Annotated in this window: 3 protein-coding genes; all 3 read right to left on the bottom strand. The window is 31.2% G+C overall.

Translation table 11 applies throughout. The features are described 5' to 3' along the window. Window positions 1-15 precede the first annotated feature (15 nt). The 3 genes from KI356_RS21360 to KI356_RS21350 all read right to left on the bottom strand — a co-directional run bounded on the left by KI356_RS21360 (window position 16) and on the right by KI356_RS21350 (window position 2,838). Window positions 16-603, bottom strand: coding sequence for a YiiX/YebB-like N1pC/P60 family cysteine hydrolase (locus KI356_RS21360; RefSeq protein ID WP_002163780.1), 588 nt, complete (start codon window positions 601-603; stop codon window positions 16-18). Window positions 604-1,319: 716 nt separating this feature from the next. After that, window positions 1,320-2,033, bottom strand: coding sequence for a helix-turn-helix domain-containing protein (locus KI356_RS21355; protein WP_216635082.1), 714 nt, complete (start codon window positions 2,031-2,033; stop codon window positions 1,320-1,322). A gap of 106 nt (window positions 2,034-2,139) precedes the next feature. After that, on the bottom strand, window positions 2,140-2,838 hold the full coding sequence (locus KI356_RS21350; protein ID WP_212936381.1) for an Ntn hydrolase family protein: 699 nt from the start codon (window positions 2,836-2,838) through the stop codon (window positions 2,140-2,142). Window positions 2,839-3,101: the final 263 nt, after the last annotated feature.

Here is a 3,101-nt window from a genome sequence, read left to right as displayed (position 1 = left end):
TAAGTGTCTTTTTTGTTATTCTATCTGCGCAATAGGAAGAACATGATGATCAGCAGCAATATGCTCAGGGAAGATAAATCCCTCTGAGTCAGTAAGAAACTCTACACCTATTTTTTTAAAACACTCATTTACAAACTCGGAACATATATATTCATTATTGTCTTCGTGTCTCCCTATTCCTAACCCTATCCGAGCAACAATTTGAGCAATTTCATTTTTATCGTATCCACTGTTTAATAAACTAAAGCCAACTTTAATAAGGTTTCTAATCATTTCACTATCATCGTTAACATTTTGCAATAATTCATGACGAGCAATAAATAATGAACCATTATATCTGTTGTTAGAGTTCTCATAGTTTTTTATATAATGCTCTAGCGGGACTATCCTGACTCCATCGTCCTCAACACTTTCCATAATAAGCGTATGTTCTCCCCATTTTACAATAATCCCCGTATGACTAAACATTGATTCAGAAACCTTTTTAATTAATTTACTCACCAAATAGTTACCTGAACATAAAAAAATATCTCCTGTTTTTAAAACATTGATTAAATTTTCATATTTATCAATTTTTATGTTATTAAATTTATCTGTTCCCATTACATAGTTCACAACCTCACCTATGGAAATTACTAAGAAGAGTTTCTTTAATCTATTATAAAGTTTATTATTTAAAATCAGTCATATTTTATTCGTTAATATCTCTAAAATTTTTGATTATCATATAGGCCTCACCATACCATTTCGGGAAAATTGTACGTTTAAACACAATTTGGACACATTTTAAGCGTTTCCTGTACGTTAAGAGACATCTGTCCAGAAAACCTTATGTTTATGGACAGACGATAAAACTCAATAATATCAATGCTTTCTAGCTATAATCGCGTTCATAAAGTGTGTATATAAATCAGTGTTCAATTAAACTTTGTATTTTATCTTTATGAACATATACTCATCTAAAAGAAACACTGTAATGACAAAGGTCTGTAGTCCTTAGCGTACAATTTTCCCGAAATGGTGTCGTGAGGCCTATAAGGGGAATTCCATATTGAAGGAATAATCCCTTTTAAAATCCATCGACGAAGCTCGCACGGTCTTTGCTGTATTTTGTCAGAATGGAAATTAATAGATTATATTATATGTTACCTTTATCAGTAATATATAAAAAGATTTATAAAAAGAACTCCTAATACACACAAGAGTCCTTTTTATAAATTATTCTTTTTCATTTCTTTTTCATTTCTTTTTCATTTCTTCTCACGTACTTTTTATCTTTCATTGAATATACAATTCTCATGTATTAAGAACTCAGTGAATTACACATCCGTCCCTAGCATTTTTTCAATACTTGCTAGTATTTCTTTTTTATCTACTATTAAAGGCAGCGAATACACAGCAGTATTTTCTAAATCTTCTCTTCTATATCGTATTAATGATTGTATCTTCACCTTTGGAATCCCTTGTTTCTCCAGGTATCGATACACCGATACTTTATATCGAAACTTTAAATTCAGATCATCTATACCATCTAATAAGTCTTTGAGACTATATAATCCCATAGGTAATTCGCTAACCGGAAACTCTTCAACAACTTTATTCATTAAATCTGTTTTCGAATATAGAAGACTTGTCTGCTGTAGCGCTATAGTTTCAAACATCTTTGTAGTAGTAGTTTTTTGTTCTTGTTTTTTAGCTAATCTCATCATTTTCTCCCTGGATGCGATGCTTAACTCGTCCAAGTAATACCGTTGCCGATCAACAAGCAAAACTGACTCTTTCAACAAGAATTGTTGAAACTCACTTCGCGAAAATAATTTACGTTTCGTGAACAGCTCCACATATTTACTACCCTCACAATGTGTAAATAAAGCCTTATTTGCTACAGAGTTAATATATACATGATAGATGCATGGCGCTATGTTCCTTTGTACATAGTCATAACTACAACTAAGATAATCAGCCATTTCTTCAATTGTTATATTAAAATCATCTTCTATCAATTCTAGGTATGAAGATGCTATCTCCTCCAACGAAAGCCCCTTACCAGGTATCTTAATTAAAAACTCACTATCCACTTATCTTCCACTCCCTTTAATAGTCATACACTACTTTAGAAAGAAGTTTGCTCATAACCATCTATATTGCGGGCTTAGGTGGAGTTTCCCTGAAAGTAATCCCTTTTTTAGTGATTGTACAATGGTATACATTTTCATTAACGGATTGTTTCTTACTAGCAGCAAATTTTATTTCTTCTCCAAATTCTTTCATACACATACCTAATGAAATATTAACATGTAATCTTTCTTCTAATCGGTTTCTTATTTCATCCATACACTCACCTAAAGGGACAAAATGTGGAGCTTTCAAGTCCTTTAATTTATAATTATTAATATTTCCAAATACATAAAGAAAAGGTTCATTTTTATCGTGATCAAAGCCCCCAATTAAATATGCAGCATTTACCTTAATTTCTTCTAATGGTTTCTTTTTAGAAAAGACCCTGCAAATGAAAGATTTCTTTTTGTGAAGTTCTTCCGCATATTCTTTTTTTCTGTTCATAAGCTCTTCTCGGAAAATAGACTGCGATTCTTCAACCAACTCTCCTAAACTTATATTTGGATTTTGTTGAAACACCTGCATCAGTCTCTTTTTAGATTTCACAGTTGCTTCAACATCACCTAATGCAGCTAAAACAATATGATCAGAAAGCTGAATGATTTTATTTGCCCACTCCTCTATAGAATGTGAAAATTCTTTTCCATTAAATATACTTCTCCTACAATCAGCAGAAATTTGCACATAGTTTTCAAAAATCCCTCCGATTATTACTGTCATTACTTCCTAATCCCCTTTCATTTCATTTAAGTATCACATTATATGTTTTCATCATACCAAATACAAACTATATATGTTAAGTATATAGGTAACATATATAAATTACCTTTCAAGATGACGTTAATTCAACTTAAAGATTCGATATTTCCCCAGGATACAATACCTTGTTTAGCAATTTGTTACAGCCATTAATTAATCGTGAAATTCCTTTCTATATTATAAACTTTTCTATTATATTTTAAATCCCTCTTCATAAAAGAACG

The organism is Bacillus hominis, from assembly GCF_018332515.1.
GTDB classification, from domain to species: domain Bacteria; phylum Bacillota; class Bacilli; order Bacillales; family Bacillaceae_G; genus Bacillus_A; species Bacillus_A hominis.
The sequence above is the reverse complement of the archived record's forward strand: the minus strand, read 5'-3'. Positions and strand labels throughout refer to the sequence as shown.